Raw genomic sequence first — 14,918 nt, 5'->3', positions numbered from 1 at the left:
AACCTCTGGCTCAGAGGTTATGGTTTAGAGAGAAGGTTTATTGATGAAGCATTTAAGTCTAACCCCTGCTCTGTATGATTACATGCTGGATGTTTCTTTACGGGAACATCCAGTCATGCACGCATTGCGGGAGGAAACAGCAAAACTACCGCTTGCCAATATGCAAGTGTCGCCTGAACAAGCCCAATTTATGCAGTTTTTATTGCGCATGATTAATGCCCGTAAAGTACTTGAGCTGGGCACTTTCACCGGATACAGTGCCTTGGCGATGGCATTGGCCTTACCAGATGACGGGCAGGTCATCACCTGTGATATTAATGCCGAATGGACAGCAAAAGCCTTTCCTTTCTGGCATGAAGCCAAACAGGATAAAAAAATAGAATTGCGCTTGGGGCCGGCCTTAAATTCATTGCAGGAGTTACTACAGCAAGGCCATGCCCATAGTTTTGATTTTATTTTTATTGATGCGGATAAAACCAATTACCTGAATTATTATGAACTGGCGCTTCAATTAGTTAGCCCTCAAGGCCTCATCGCCATAGACAACATTTTTTGGGATGGTAAAGTAATCGATAAACAAGAAACCGGGGGACAAACCCGCGAAATTCGCCGGCTTAATGAATTTTTAAAACAAGATGACCGCGTGTATATCAGTTTGTTAGCGATTGCTGACGGATTATTTTTAGTCAAACCACGTCCTTAGTTCTGGATGGACTATAGACTAACAAGGAGTTAGGCAATGAATGAAAATAGTACCAACAATCCCTGTGGATTAAACGGTTTTGCTTTTTTAGAATTCTCCGGTCCTGATAAAACCTTTTTACATAAACAATTTAGTGAAATGGGTTTCGAAATTGTTGCTACCCATAAAAATCAGGACATTACGCTTTATCAGCAAGGACAAATTCAATTTATAGTCAATGCTGCCAGTGATTGTCAGGCACAAGAGCATGCCGCCACTCATGGAGCTGGCGCCTGTGCCATGGGCTTTCGCGTGCACGATGTGCAGGCAGCCTATGCCTACGCCCTAAAACATGGTGCGACCCCATTCCAGGATTGCAAACATGCCGATCATCATTTGCCTGCTATTCAGGCGATTGGCGGTAGCGTGATTTATTTTGTGGATGAGCAACACCATCCTTTTGCTGATGAGTGGCAACACAAACCAATCGTGACCCAAGCCATTCATGGGTGTGGTTTAACCTTTATCGATCATTTAACCCATAATGTTTATCGCGGTAATATGGATAAATGGGCCCATTTCTACGAATCGATTTTTAATTTCCGCGAAATTCGTTTTTTTAATATTAAAGGACAGATGACCGGCCTTATTAGTAGAGCGTTAGGCAGCCCCTGCGGCAAAATTAAAATTCCTTTAAATGAGTCCAAAGACGATCAATCACAGATTGAAGAATTCTTGCATGAATTCCGTGGCGAAGGCATTCAACATATCGCCCTTAATACAGAAGACATTTATGCGACAGTCCATACCTTGAGAGAGCATGGCGTGGCTTTTCTTGATGTTCCCGATACCTATTATGAAATGGTCGATCACCGCATTCCCTGGCATAAAGAACCTTTGGCAAAGTTGCAGCAAGAACGCATTTTGATTGATGGTGAAAAAGATGCCAAAGCAGGCTTATTACTGCAGATTTTCACCGAAAATATCTTTGGACCTGTGTTTTTTGAAATTATTCAACGTCGTGGTAACCAGGGTTTTGGCGAGGGTAATTTCCAAGCCTTGTTTGAGGCCATCGAGCGCGATCAAATTAAAAGAGGCACCTTACAAGAAACCCATTGAGAGACTATTATGAAATTAGCCAGCTTAAGAACAGCCCATTGTCGCGACGGGGAATTATGTGTTGTTAATCAAGCATTGACCCAGGCAATTCAAGTTGGTCATATTGCTAAAACCCTGCAGTCTGCCATAGAACACTGGCCGGCGGTGGAAAAACCTCTGCAGGACATCTATCAGGCGCTTAATGAAGGACAGAGTCATTCGGCTTTCGCTTTTAACCCGGATGACTTTGCCTCCCCATTGCCTCGGGCTTATCAATGGGCTGACGGCAGTGCTTATGTCAATCATGTGGAGTTGGTAAGGAAAGCCAGGGGGGCAGAAATGCCTGCCGATTTTTGGACCAACCCCCTGATGTACCAGGGAGGTTCCGACAGTTTTCTTGATCCAACAGGCCCCATATTAGTCGCTGATGAAGCCTATGGCGTTGATTTTGAAGCGGAGGTGGCCGTGATTACCGATGATGTTCCCATGGGCGTAGACCCTAAACAGGCGGCCAAACACATCAAATTGCTTATGCTGGTTAATGACGTTTCTCTACGTAACCTCATTCCTGGTGAATTAAACAAAGGCTTCGGTTTTTTTCAGTCAAAGCCTGCCAGCAGTTTTTCTCCGGTAGCCATTACGCCTGATGAATTAGGGCAGCATTGGGATGGCCAGCGTGTTCATTTACCCTTGCTCAGCCATCTTAATAAGCAATTATTTGGTCAACCTGATGCCGGTGTTGATATGACGTTTTCCTTCCCGGAGTTAATTGCTCATGCCGCAAAAACAAGGTATTTGGCTGCTGGAACAATTATCGGCTCTGGAACTGTTTCCAATGTGGATCGCAGTAAAGGGTCTTCCTGTATTGCCGAAAAGCGTATGCTTGAAATAATTGCCGAAGGCAAAGCACACACCCCCTTTATGCAATATGGCGATACGATTCGTATCGAAATGCTGAATCAACAAGGGCAGTCCCTCTTTGGGGCTATTGAGCAAACCGTCACTCGTTACAAAGGGCCAGAACAATGAAACTCTATGATTATTATCGATCCACTGCCAGTTATCGCGTACGTATTGCTTTAAATATTAAGAATATTAGTTATGAAACACTGGCTGTGCATTTGATTAATCATGGCGGTGAACAACGACATCCTGATTATTTACAACTGAACCCACAGGGGCTGGTCCCCACCTTAGATGAAAATGGGCATATTATCAGTCAATCCTTAGCCATTATTGAGTATTTAGATGAAATGAATCCCGCACCGCCGCTCTTACCACAGCATCCTTTAGGTCGAGCGCAAGTCAGAAGCCTGGCATTAACTGTTGCCTGTGATATGCATCCACTGAATAATTTACGCGTGCTAACGCGCTTGCGCGAACAATTTCAAGCGGATGAGCAACAAATCCAGGATTGGTATCATCATTGGTTAAAACTTGGTTTCGATGCTTTAGAGGCGCGATTACAAGCAATCCCCCACAAAACTCAACTCTGTTATGGTAATGAAGTGAGCATGGCAGATATTTGCCTTATTCCCCAAGTCTATAACGCCAATCGTTTCGGTTTTTCGATGGCTAATTACCCGATTATTAATGAGATCAATGCCCATTGCCTTAGCCTGACGCCATTCAGGGATGCCGCCCCTTATGAGTGAGGGGATGAAACAGGAAGGCTAATCTCTCTCGCTAACGTAAAGGGATAGCGTTATATATAATGGTAAAATCCTTTGGTAAGTAACAGGATACCAATAAACAGCGTGAAAAGAACAAGCACATAATAGCCTTTCCCACTGTAGACCAATCGACTGAAGTGCGTCATTTTTTCCGGTATTGAAAGCCATAGTACTGCCAGGATAACCAACAGCCAACCTAGCAGGGTAATGATAACCTGCGGCTCTAAAACCCAGATATTATGCACAACAACTAACATTAATCCCACTATCAAAGAAAAGGATGCAGCCAAAATAATAACACCACTGCCTGCTTTCAAATTCATTATAAAATGACGATAAAAATCAATTCTAATCATCATAATGATAGCCACAATAATAAAATACAGACCTAAAATTTGAGAGAAAATAAGAGAATGGAACAGCGCTGTAAACATAGTTCACTCCATAAACAGTGGTTACCTCTTCATTATAGGGTATTTATCTTTTCTACTATCCCGGCAAATCCAAACACCCCCGAATTTAACCCCATCAGAATACCATTTAAAACCATGCCTTTGCCACCCAGGCGGTGGACACCCCGGATGGCGTACGCTGCAAGATACTCCAACTGGCTTTGCAACGCTGGATATGACCGAGTAATACGGTTTGACTATCACAGTGATAACGTACTGGTAAACCATCAAAAAAATCGCCCTCATCCACAGCCTGGCATTTTTCTCCCGTTGTTAGCTCAAGAGCCCAGGGAAAAGTCTCTGCCATATTCAATTCCATATGCTGGCTATTATCCACTGCAGCAGGCAGATCGATTTGCACACTATCCCCTATCCATGGCGATTGAGGGCATAAAGCCTGTGTATACGAACCAAATTGTTTAACAAAACAGGGATCATAGGTTTTATCCCCCACGACACAACGCCAGGCATCTTCTCTTTTGATGCGTGCTGATTGTTGCCAACATTGGCCTTTCACTTCTTCTTTAACTACCAACGGCACTTGCTGATTGACCTCACCAAAAGGACGATAAAATTTTAATTCTGTATCTTGGGCAACGAGGTAAAATGGCCATGAAAATAGTAAAAACAGTACAACTCCTCGCAACATAGGTTCCCCCATTGTTTTCATTTAGTGTATTATCGAGTTTTTATTGTTGCTTACCTTGCTCTTTAGTATAGCGGGATGCAACCAGGTTTGTTGAAATTGCGCTCGCTTGCAAGTGCCTGAGGCGCGGACATTACAATAGCAGCTGTCTGCAGTAAACAAATCTAATGACTATTTTATGTTTTCGGAGTACATCATGACAGAGGTATATGCAATAAAACAATGCCTGGATGGGGAAGTCAGTGTTGATGAAACACTCACTGTCCGCGGCTGGGTAAAAACACGACGTGACTCAAAAGCAGGTTTATCGTTTATCAATTTGCATGATGGCTCTTGCTTTGCCGGAATTCAAGTTGTTGTCAGCGACACGATTGCAAACTACCAACATGAAATTCTGAAACTGACTGCTGGCTGTTCGATCATTGTCACTGGCAAATTAGTTGTGTCGCAAGGTAAAGGCCAGTCTTTTGAAATCCAGGCCGAACAGGTTGAAGTCGTTGGTTGGGTAGAAAATCCTGACAGCTACCCGATTCAGGCCAAACGGCATACGCTTGAATTTTTACGTGAAGTCGCGCACTTGCGCCCACGGACTAACACCATCAGCGCTGTAACCCGTATTCGCGACTGTTTAGCCCAGGCAATCCATCAGTTCTTCCGCCAACGCGGCTATTTTTGGATCCACACGCCTATTATTACCACCAGTGATTGTGAAGGCGCTGGCGAAATGTTTCGCGTCAGTACGCTAGATTTACTTAACTTGCCTAAAACAGCGCAAGGCCAGGTTGATTTTACGAAAGATTTTTTTGGCCACGAAGCTTTTTTAACGGTTTCTGGACAGTTAAACGTTGAAGCTTACTGTTTGGCGATGTCAAAAGTTTATACCTTTGGCCCTACTTTCCGTGCAGAAAATTCAAACACCAGCCGCCATTTAGCCGAATTCTGGATGATAGAGCCTGAAATAGCGTTCGCTACCCTGCATGATATTTGCGGACTCAGCCAGGAGATGCTGCGTTATTTGTGTAAAACCGTCCTTGATGAACGCCAGGATGACATGGATTTCTTTAATCAATTCGTAGCACCCGGTTGTATTGAGCGTCTGGAACATATTGTTCAATCTGATTTCGAAATCATGACTTATACCGATGCAATAGTTGCCTTGGAAAAAGCAGATCGCAACTTTGAATACCCGGTTAGCTGGGGGCTTGATCTGCAATCAGAACATGAGCGTTATCTTGCCGAAGAACTTTGTAAGAAGCCGGTCATTCTTACTAATTACCCACAAGAAATTAAGGGTTTTTATATGCGTCTGAATGACGATGAACGTACAGTCGCAGCAATGGACGTGTTAGCGCCTGGCATCGGAGAAATTATTGGTGGAAGCCAGCGTGAAGAACGATTGGATATTCTTGATAAGCGCATGGAAGAATGTAATCTCAATAAAGAGCACTATCAATGGTATCGGGATCTTCGCCGCTATGGCACAGTGCCCCATGCGGGGTTTGGCTTGGGCTTTGAGCGCCTGGTGAGCTATGTGACCGGGGTTGGTAACGTTCGTGACGTTATTCCCTTCCCACGCACACCAGGGCATGCCGATTACTAACGTTATCTTCTATTGACGATCGCCGCCGGTGCATCTGCCGCCGGCTCCTGGTCGTCAGGAGCAGGACGATTGACTCTCCCGAACAAACCGCCCTGAGCGGGCCACTGTGCTGCAGTCACAGGGGTATTATTTCTCTGGTCTTGCCCTTTAACACGTTCTAGTACCTTGTTGACCACTTTTGAATTTGGAACATTTCCTGTTGACATTACAACTATCTCCACAACATTGAATACAAACTCAATTGAAAACGCTTCGCGCCGTTATCGATGAGTAAAGTTAAGCAAGAAAACCATCTTGAATAGTCATGATTTTATCCATCTTGCCCGCCAATTGTATGTCATGTGTTACTATAATCAAAGCTGTATTTAATTTCTCATTTAATTGCAGCATTAGATCAAAAACCTGGGTAGCAGTCGCATGATCCAAATTGCCTGTAGGCTCGTCTGCCAAGACACATTGTGGCTGATGTACCAACGCTCTGGCAATTGCGACGCGTTGCCGTTCACCACCAGACAATTGCGACGGTTTATGACTGAGTCGTTTGGCAAGCCCTACCTGCTTCAGGATTATTTCTGCCTCTTCCTGAGCACCAGCAATTGCTTTGCCCGCCAATAATAAAGGCATCGCCACATTTTCCAAGGCAGTAAACTCAGGTAATAAATGGTGAAATTGATAAACAAAACCCAAACGATGATTGCGCACTTTACAACGCTGTTTCTCAGAGAGTGTTTGCCAATCAACATCCTGCATGAGGACTTGGCCGGCAGTCGGTTTATCCAGACCACCCAATAAATGCAATAACGTACTTTTACCAGAACCCGAGGGTCCTACAATCGCAACTCTGTCACCATGATTAATAGTAAAATTGATTCCCTTCAATACGTCGACTGAGGCAGTACCATCATGATAGGTTTTACGCAGATTTTGGCAATCGAAAATTATTTTACTCATAATGCAAGGCCTCCGCTATAACCGTTTTTGAGGCACGCCAGGCTGGATAAATCGTCGCAACAAAGCTCATTAACATCGCCATAGCACATATTTGCCACAAATCACTGAACATAATTTTTGAAGGGAGATAATCCACAAAATAGATATTTGAAGACAGGATTTGTGTATTGAAGAAGGATTGCAGGGCATTAACAATCGTCGTTGCATTCGATGCCAACAGAAGCCCCCCCAGAAGCCCTAACAAGGTCCCTACAAATCCCACCATCATGCCTTGGACAATAAATACCCACAGGATGGTGGAAGGAGTCGCTCCAATAGTCCTGAGTATCGCAATTTCTGATTGCTTATCATTAACGACCATGACCAGAGAAGAGACAAGGTTAAAAGCAGCTACGGCAATAATTAATAATAAAATGAGAAACATCATGGTTTTTTCCAGTTTCACCGCCTGGAAAAAAGCACCAAACTCTCGGGTCCAATTACCGATCTGATATTCCTCACCGAGTTTCTCAGCTAATTGATCAGACATGGCTGGCGCTTTGTAAATATTATCTATTTTCATCTTCAGCCCAGTGACATCATTCCCCAGTTGCAACAATTTCTGGGCATCCTGCAGGTTAATGAAAGCCAGTTTCGTATCAAAATTAAACCCGGTTCCAGCAGAAAAAACCCCGACCACGGTGAAACGTTTGAAACGTGGAATCATGCCCGCAGGCGTCACGGTTGCCTGGGGAATCATAATAGTGACTTTGTCTCCAAGCATAACACCCAGATTATCAGCCAGGCCACGACCAAGAATAACGCCAAAATTTTTAAGGTTAGCCACATTACCAGCCAGTAATTTATCCTGAAGATGGGTGACTGCCTCTTCCTGATCGGGAAGAACACCGGTTAATACGATAGGTAAAACTTGTCCCTCGTGCGTAAGCAAGCCCTGACCGCCGACATAGGGTGCAATCGCCTTAACACCTGGAAATGTTTTAAGCTCTTTCTCAAGATTGGGCCAATCACTGATTTTACCATTGGAGCCGCTAACCGTAATTTCCGGGGCCATACTAAAAAAGCGCTTGTGGATTTCTTCATCAAACCCGTTCATCACTGATAAAACGGTAATAAGCACCATAACGCCAATAGCAATTCCAAGCATGGAGCTGAGAGAAATGAAGGAAACAAAATGATTCCGTTTTTTAGCCCGCGTATAGCGTAGCCCAATGAAAAGTGGTAGTGGCTTAAACATACTTGGTTTAATTTTGATAAAAACCTATTGTAGTGAAATTTAGGCTGTGTTGATATAGTGTGAATGGCCTAATAAGTGATTCTTCATTGTTATTGACTATCCATCATCAGGCAATACACAAGGTTATCCACAGATTTTGTGGATAGTCTATCGCAACTGCGAACGAGTTAACTTTAGTGATCTTGCTTAGATTCTTATAACTGCGCTATCGATGCCTACTCTACTGATCGCTTTTTAAATTGCCGAACCACTTGCTGTGTTTCGTTATCAATAATCTCGCCGTGATTCCCTCCGTTCGGGCCATTAGCGACAGCCAAAAGCCATACATATAATTGCTCAATATCATCACCAGATTTATGGGCAATTTCTTCGGCTCCACAATACATTTTTGCCGTATAATGTTCACTCATGTTTCATCCTAAAATAAGGTAGCTAATTTAAATTACTATTCCTTCTTCATTTCTTGCTGTAACAAGTGGCTTCAATAAGCTCAATATTCAAACCCTTATGCCCAGCAATAGCAGCCCATTCAAACTGATGCGTCCTATAGTCCTCCTTAACCGCTCGAGTCATGTTTGTTACACAGCCTAAATCGCATTAAAAAAAGAAATCTCTTCCACTTTTATTATAGTCATCGCTGATGCTTGCAAAGGAGAATAATGAATAATTTTTTATCATTTCGTGAGTGGGCTACTAATTCAGGTTTCTTATGACCAGAATGGTCCTGGTGGCACATCAAGTCTATGGGGATTCGAACAACCGTATCGACGAAACAAGTCTTCTCCCTGCCAGGTTTTCGAGAAAGTCTATTGTATTTCCTGACAAGCTACGTTAATAATTGGGGCTGTTTCCATTTCTAATGTTGGTGTTGCGATGCGCGGACCAAGCCATAAGCAGGCAACCCAGCGAAATGTAACCAACCCTTAGGGTTTTGCTGACGTTGCGCTGGCTGTTCGGCCTGGCGAGTAGACCGGTCTACAGACCCTAGTTGATTTGACAAAAAAAGCAGGAAAGCGATTGTTGAACACAAAGACAAGAATGAGAATTTTTTATCCACTTCCTTCACTTAAAATTACCAGCGGTACGTTGGAAGCCATGAAGTGGTTGGCCATGCTGGCCATGACTATTGATCACATCAATCGAATCTTTTGGAACACCAGCAGTTATACCGCATTGAGCATAGGCCGATTAGCCATGCCCTTATTTGCTTTTATTTTTGCTTACAATCTGGCGCGCCCTGAAGCGCTGGCCCACGGCACTTACGGCCGTGCTTTCAAACGCTTAATCCTGTTTGGTTTGCTGGCCACTCCCGCCTATATGGCAATGCGATATTTGCAGCATATCTATCCCTTTAATATTATGTTTAGTTTTTTTATCGCCGCACTCTGTATGTTTCTTTATGAAAAAGGAGGGGCGGATAATATCATTCTGGCGGTGTTCTTATTTTTCATTGGCGGTGTTTTTGTAGAATATAACTGGCAGGGAATTGCTTTCTGCCTTTCTTGCTGGTTCTATTGCAAAAAACCCTCTCTGACCGCTTTAATTGCCTCGGTATTTTTTTGCGTGTTTATTGCCCGGTTTAATGGTAATAACTGGGCCTTAGCCTCCTTCCCGATAATTCTTCTTGCGACCAAACTCGATCTGGCCTTCCCCCGTATCCCCTATTTCTTCTATGCTTATTACCCCCTTCATTTAACGGTGTTGGTCTTGTTAAGCAAATATCTCGGTTATCGTTAAGGAATTTTGCAGGAACATGGCCATCGCCTCGTTGAAATTTTATTGTAATTCATCCAGTTAGCGGATAAGAACGTCCTTTCTAATCAGCCAATTTACCTTGCCCCGATTCGTTTCGTCAGTCCTGTAGCAGTCAAAATAGTCTTCATTTTGATAAAAATTTTGCTCTTCTTTATCATTTTTTTCACTAACACTCTAAATCTGTGTCTATAGTTAACATAAGAGCCGGCAATGTGCGGATTTCTAGAGGTGCCGATAGGCAAACAATGCCTACCCACCAACCCAGATCAATCCAACATTCCAAGAGGCCTTAAAACTTCTTATAAAACGGATTTTATGGAGTGATTATGCCTGTACATGAAAGACGTCAGCACTTCCGCATTGAGGACCAGGTTTATTTCGATTACAAGATAATAACCAGCGGAGAAGTGTGTTCTGATAAATCAATCACCGAGGAGTTATTGGGGCAAAACGGCAAACGCTACCTGGAAACCACCCAATACTTCCAAAGTCTGGATTATGAGTTGGCCGAGCTCACTCAATCGCTTGCATTGCAGGAACCAGCACTGGCCCATTATTTAAATTTAATCAACGCCAAAATTGATTACCTTGCCCGTCATCTTTTAATTGGCGATAAAATTCACCTGCGTAAAGTCAATATTAGTTTAGGTGGCATGTCGTTTAAAACCAAAGATCGGGTTAAAGAAAAAACGCACATGAAAGTCGTCATTTACACGAAACCCAAGATGATTCCTGTTGTGCTGGATGCAGTCGTTGTTTACAGTCAATACCATAGTGAAACTCAATACCGGACAGCGGTACAATTCGAAGATTTAAATGCGGAGCAAGAACAATTGCTTTCGCAGCATATTATGCTGGCGCAAGCTAAATGCCGTGCTGATTAATCATTAGCATTGCCGATAGAATAGCATTGCCGCATAATCGACTTCTTACCAATTTTGAGTCAAGGCCCTTATGACAAGACATGTTTTTTGCGCAAAATTAAACCAGGAAGCCGAAGGATTAGATAAAGCGCCGTTTCCTGGCCCCTTGGGTGAGCGAATTTTTAATCATATTTCAAAGCAGGCATGGAAAATGTGGCTGTCTCACCAAACAATGCTTATTAATGAATACCGTTTGAGTTTAATTGATCCGAAAGCACGTGAATTCCTTCATGATGAAATGCAAAAATATTTTTTTGGTGAGGGATCAGCCATACCATCCGGTTTCGTGCCCAAAGAAGAAGGTTAAGCACCATGTTTCATGAGTTGTTGCATATTGGCAAAGAAGTCCGTGATGGACTAAATAATCAACAACCCATTGTGGTGTTGGAATCCACCATTATTTCGCACGGCATGCCCTATCCAGATAATTTAGCGACTGCCGCTGCGGTGGAACAACTCATTCGCGATAATGGTGCCATACCCGCTACCATCGCCCTTTATCAAGGAAAAATTCATATTGGGATTGATCAAAAACTCATGGAGCATTTGGCGAATTGCGACGAAGTCGTCAAAGCATCACGGCGAGATCTGGCCTTTGTCTTAAGTCGTAAAAAAACAGCCAGCACGACAGTAGCCGCCACGATGTTTTGTGCCAATTTAGCCGGTTTGCCGCTGTTTGCCACAGGCGGCATTGGCGGCGTCCATCAGCATGCTAATGAAAGCTTTGATGTTTCAGCCGATTTAATTGAATTATCCAGCACGCCAGTCACTGTCATTTGTTCAGGCGCAAAATCGATTCTCGATTTACCCAAAACACTGGAAATGTTAGAAACGCATGGTGTTGCGGTAGTTGGTTACAAGACTGATGAATTTCCGGCATTTTATAGCCACTCAAGCGGTATACCGCTTGTCCATCGTCTCGATAGCCCTGAGGACATTGCCAATTTAATGCATTACCAGTGCAAACTCGCTATCAATAACGGCATCGTGATTGCCAATCCTATCCCCAAACAGGCAGAAATACCCGTCGATAAAATCATTCCAATCATCAAGCAGGCACAAAAAGAAGCTAAACAGGTCACTGGAAAGGCGATTACGCCTTTTTTGCTGGAACGCATTACTGAGTTAACAGCCGGTCAAAGTTTAAAAGCGAACATTGAGTTGATTAAAAACAACGCTCTCTTGGGAGCCCAGATTGCGGTTGCTTATCAAAAGCAATTGCGTCAAAACGCGAAGTAAAGCCATGACATCGAGCGGGCCGCTTTGATGGAGTCTACCTGACATTCTTGTCTCCCCTGAACAACACAAGCGCTAAAAATAGAGCAAAATTAGCTCTTTCCGATTGCCTGTTATTCAACCATTTTGCCAGGGATTATTTTTTACAAAAAAAATAATTAACTCCCCTTGACTCGGAAACGTTCTCGGAGTTTAATAGCAACCTCTCGCGGCCAGATAGCTCAGTCGGTAGAGCAGAGGACTGAAAATCCTCGTGTCGGCAGTTCGATTCTGCCTCTGGCCACCATGAGAATCAATAAATTACGATCGATATCTGATTTTTCAAAAATCCTATTTCGGGAAATCTTCGGGACCTAGAACACCTCAAAACTATAAACATAGTGTTTTGAAAAATAGCGGCGCTTGTTAATTTAGAGATAGATTATTAACAACAGTCTGTTCGAAATCATCTACTTTTTTAACACTATCAGTTCTCGTAAACATACTCAATCTATTCGTTAGTCCTAGCGTTATGCCTGATAAAACATCAATTACAAATTTTGCAATCGCCCCTGTCCATTCTCGGTGATCTTTCAATGAGGAGTTTCTTGCCTTACTGCAGAGATGTTGGCATTCAGATTTCAGGGCTTGTTTATCACCTGTTTTTAAATATCTTCTACCTGCAGCCTCCAAACCAGAACAAAATTGAGCAGCTATTGGATGGGCATTAGCATAATTGGCGTTTTCTTTCGTATTAGCGCTCATTTCTTTCGTTTTTGCCTTAAATCCAGTTACATGCTCATCAAATTTAGATGAGTGTAGGAAAGCCTCGCGGCTTTGTAATTTATGTTGCAATGTTAAAACTTGCTGTTTGCTTAAAATTACCTGATGATAACCTCCAGCCTGAGCAGTAGCTGCATGAGCAAGCTTGGCAAAATCAGCTGCTTGCTTCCCATCTTTAAAAGAAAACTCTTTGTAGGGTGAACCTTTGCTATCTTTGCAATCGAAAACCATTACATTGTTATAACCAACCTTTTTTATAGCTTCTGCTAAATGAATATTGCGTTGCTTGTCTTGATGTTGAGATTTCTCAAACAAAGATTGCATTCCCGCATTCGGTTGAGCCGCAACAACGTTTGGTTGACTCAGATTAGATTTTATAGCTGGTTGTAAAAGATTATTGAGCTGAGATTTATTTAAAACAACTTTATGATAGTCTCCTTCTTGATAAGTAGCTACATGAGGAAATTTCTTTGCAAAAAGAGCTGCTTGACTCCCATCCTTGAAAGAAAACGCTTTGTGGGAATCTTTAACATCAAAAACCCATGCATCAAGGTAACCCAACTTATTTGCAACATTTGCCCATTTGATATTCTCAGCTTTATCTTTTGCCGCGCTTGACTGCAAGGTATGAGCTTCTTTAAAACTTGCCCACTTATTTACTTGCTGAGCACCTTGTTTCTGATGGGGTTTCGGTTCGTCAATACCATACTGTTTGAAAATTGCTTTCCTATTAGTAAACAATTGCTTTTCAACATAACCCAGCTGAGGACCATTGTGGCCTCTGGCATTTCCCTGTTCGTCGATAATGACATAACGAGGCTCACCTTTGTCATTTGCTCCATGTATTTTATAACCGTTGCCATGCTTTTCAACGCCAGTAACGAAATAATCAGTATCAGAGCTTTGGTGTATAAATTTTGATCCTTCGCTTTTCTCTTCAACTGGACTTGACGAAGTTGGTTTAACATGAGCAACAACCGGTTGAGCGTGAACAGGATTTTGTTTATGTTGAGCCTCTAACTCTTTTGCTAAAATTGCATCCTTAGCAACTACGTGCTTTTTATAATTTTCCTCTGCCTGTTTATCATTAAAAATGGCACATACAAGATTTAGCTTTGAGTCTGGATAATCACGAACGAACCTTTCGAAAGCATTCATTGTCAATCGAGCACTTTTATCAGAGCTATTTTCGAGAAGAGGATGACTCATACCAGCCATAGGAACTATCATGTAATCTAAATCTTTGTTATGAACAAAAGCTTCATAGTACATGTTTTCTACACCGTCCTCGTTTTCTTTACCGACTAAATAAGGAACAGTAAGCATTTCAATTTTATCGATATTATGAGTAGCTCTCATGTCATAAGAGTCACAACTGATAGCATACCCTCTGCCTTCACTCTTACCATAGTTGTCTTTACCATACTGAGGGGTTTCCATGACTCCAGGAACGCCGTAGCGGTTATATACTTCCGTCTGCAATCCAGCACCGGCTGCATTAATTATTGCTTTGGCAACAGCAAAACCACAACCAGTCAGTAAGTCACCATTATTTGATGTGGCAACAGCTCCCCTTTTTCCTGCCGCTATTCTTATATCCGTTACACCACCAGAATGAATTTGCACGCGCTTAGAAACAACACCATCACCTACAGATTCCAAAGAGGACGTTTCCTGTTTAGGTGCATAAAACTGCTGTTGACGCCCGTAAAGTCTTGAATGAGGGAGTTTTGCGCCACTAGGTGGTGTTGCACCATTCATATTAAAAAGCCAATTTTCAATGTCTTGAATTTCAAATTTCATGATTGCACCATAAAGATTAAAATTTAAGCTTATTGTTAATTTTGCTCTCTTGCGGTGAAGAAAATATGAGATGGTCTACGTATTTTTTGCACTTAGAGTG

General features: G+C 42.7%; 15 protein-coding genes and 1 tRNA gene. 10 read left to right on the top strand and 6 right to left on the bottom strand.

The genetic code is table 11. The features are described from left to right. Nucleotides 1–43 precede the first annotated feature (43 nt). From DYC89_RS05145 to maiA, 4 genes are read left to right on the top strand one after another with little or no spacing between them, the layout of a single operon-like run. Nucleotides 44–703: a class I SAM-dependent methyltransferase gene (locus tag DYC89_RS05145; RefSeq protein WP_115220799.1), complete on the top strand. Its 660-nt coding sequence runs from the start codon at nt 44–46 to the stop codon at nt 701–703. A gap of 36 nt (nt 704–739) precedes the next feature. Continuing rightward, complete coding sequence (hppD, locus tag DYC89_RS05140; protein WP_115220798.1) at nt 740–1,801, top strand: 4-hydroxyphenylpyruvate dioxygenase; 1,062 nt, start codon at nt 740–742, stop codon at nt 1,799–1,801. Between the two features lie 9 nt (nt 1,802–1,810). After that, entirely contained in the window at nt 1,811–2,809 is a 999-nt protein-coding gene (locus tag DYC89_RS05135; RefSeq protein ID WP_115220797.1) for a fumarylacetoacetate hydrolase family protein, read from the top strand. Continuing rightward, a complete protein-coding gene (gene maiA, locus DYC89_RS05130; protein WP_115220796.1) occupies nt 2,806–3,435 on the top strand; it encodes a maleylacetoacetate isomerase in 630 nt (209 codons plus the stop codon). The genes DYC89_RS05135 and maiA overlap by 4 nt, the downstream gene beginning before the upstream one ends. A 50-nt stretch (nt 3,436–3,485) precedes the next feature. On the opposite strand, the gene DYC89_RS05125 is transcribed toward maiA, so the two are convergent. Both DYC89_RS05125 and DYC89_RS05120 read right to left on the bottom strand, forming a co-directional pair. Next, on the bottom strand, nt 3,486–3,887 hold the full coding sequence (locus tag DYC89_RS05125; protein WP_115220795.1) for a hypothetical protein: 402 nt from the start codon (nt 3,885–3,887) through the stop codon (nt 3,486–3,488). 106 nt (nt 3,888–3,993) lie between these two features. Next, nucleotides 3,994–4,554, bottom strand: coding sequence for a hypothetical protein (locus DYC89_RS05120; protein WP_115222660.1), 561 nt, complete (start codon nt 4,552–4,554; stop codon nt 3,994–3,996). 193 nt (nt 4,555–4,747) lie between these two features. Here DYC89_RS05120 and asnS point away from each other — a divergent pair, with 193 nt between their 5' ends. Continuing rightward, the gene (gene asnS / locus DYC89_RS05115; RefSeq protein ID WP_115220794.1) at nt 4,748–6,151 is read left to right on the top strand and encodes an asparagine--tRNA ligase; all 1,404 of its coding nucleotides are present in this window, start codon (nt 4,748–4,750) and stop codon (nt 6,149–6,151) included. A gap of 276 nt (nt 6,152–6,427) precedes the next feature. On the opposite strand, the gene lolD is transcribed toward asnS, so the two are convergent. The 3 genes from lolD to DYC89_RS05095 all read right to left on the bottom strand — a co-directional run bounded on the left by lolD (nt 6,428) and on the right by DYC89_RS05095 (nt 8,749). Beyond that, on the bottom strand, nt 6,428–7,102 hold the full coding sequence (lolD, locus tag DYC89_RS05105; protein WP_115220792.1) for a lipoprotein-releasing ABC transporter ATP-binding protein LolD: 675 nt from the start codon (nt 7,100–7,102) through the stop codon (nt 6,428–6,430). Then, nucleotides 7,095–8,339, bottom strand: a complete 1,245-nt coding sequence (locus tag DYC89_RS05100) for a lipoprotein-releasing ABC transporter permease subunit (RefSeq protein WP_115220791.1) — start codon at nt 8,337–8,339, stop codon at nt 7,095–7,097. The genes lolD and DYC89_RS05100 overlap by 8 nt, the downstream gene beginning before the upstream one ends. A gap of 215 nt (nt 8,340–8,554) precedes the next feature. Continuing rightward, complete coding sequence (locus DYC89_RS05095) at nt 8,555–8,749, bottom strand: hypothetical protein (RefSeq protein WP_115220790.1); 195 nt, start codon at nt 8,747–8,749, stop codon at nt 8,555–8,557. Between the two features lie 628 nt (nt 8,750–9,377). Between DYC89_RS05095 and DYC89_RS05090 the strand changes: the two genes are divergently transcribed. From DYC89_RS05090 to DYC89_RS05070, 5 genes are all read left to right on the top strand, one after another. Continuing rightward, entirely contained in the window at nt 9,378–10,076 is a 699-nt protein-coding gene (locus DYC89_RS05090) for a TraX family protein (protein WP_115220789.1), read from the top strand. 344 nt (nt 10,077–10,420) lie between these two features. After that, nucleotides 10,421–10,978, top strand: a complete 558-nt coding sequence (locus DYC89_RS05085; RefSeq protein WP_115220788.1) for a PilZ domain-containing protein — start codon at nt 10,421–10,423, stop codon at nt 10,976–10,978. Between the two features lie 70 nt (nt 10,979–11,048). After that, a complete protein-coding gene (locus DYC89_RS05080; protein ID WP_115220787.1) occupies nt 11,049–11,324 on the top strand; it encodes an oxidative damage protection protein in 276 nt (91 codons plus the stop codon). Between the two features lie 5 nt (nt 11,325–11,329). After that, entirely contained in the window at nt 11,330–12,256 is a 927-nt protein-coding gene (locus DYC89_RS05075; protein WP_115220786.1) for a pseudouridine-5'-phosphate glycosidase, read from the top strand. 207 nt (nt 12,257–12,463) lie between these two features. Continuing rightward, nucleotides 12,464–12,539 (top strand) — tRNA-Phe (locus tag DYC89_RS05070). Between the two features lie 119 nt (nt 12,540–12,658). On the opposite strand, the gene DYC89_RS05065 is transcribed toward DYC89_RS05070, so the two are convergent. Beyond that, nucleotides 12,659–14,818, bottom strand: coding sequence for a hypothetical protein (locus tag DYC89_RS05065; protein ID WP_115220785.1), 2,160 nt, complete (start codon nt 14,816–14,818; stop codon nt 12,659–12,661). Nucleotides 14,819–14,918 lie beyond the last annotated feature (100 nt).

The organism is Legionella donaldsonii, from assembly GCF_900452385.1.
Lineage (GTDB): Bacteria > Pseudomonadota > Gammaproteobacteria > Legionellales > Legionellaceae > Tatlockia > Tatlockia donaldsonii.
This window is presented reverse-complemented; position numbering and strand designations above follow the sequence as displayed.